This is a genomic window from Pseudoalteromonas sp. GW168-MNA-CIBAN-0100, from assembly GCF_040309225.1.
GTDB lineage: Bacteria > Pseudomonadota > Gammaproteobacteria > Enterobacterales > Alteromonadaceae > Pseudoalteromonas > Pseudoalteromonas arctica.
Window position 1 is genome coordinate 1 of the sequence record NZ_JBEOOL010000473.1, and the last position, 280, is coordinate 280.

The 280-nt window shown below is 45.4% G+C and carries 1 protein-coding gene; it reads left to right on the forward strand.

The features are described from left to right. On the forward strand, positions 1-280 hold a 280-nt coding region (locus AAEY62_RS22015), incomplete at both ends, for a PUA domain-containing protein (RefSeq protein WP_350636528.1).

The following is a 280-nucleotide window of genomic DNA, read 5'->3' on the forward strand; positions in this document are numbered from 1 at the left end:
TTTTAAAGCTCACTGCGCCAAAAGAAGGGCGTAAAAAGTGGTTACTCGCTGGACCTAAAAGTAGCGGGCAAATTGTTATTGATGCCGGTGCAATAACCGCGCTGCAAACTAAAGGTGCAAGCTTACTTGCTAAAGGCGTGACCAATGCGTTGGGGGCATTTGAGCGCGGCGATCTAATAAGTGTAATAAATAGCGACAAACAACTTATTGCTCGTGGGTTAACCCGCTTTAGCAGCAGCGAAGTTAATAAAATTAAAGGCGCGCACTCTAAGCAAATAGG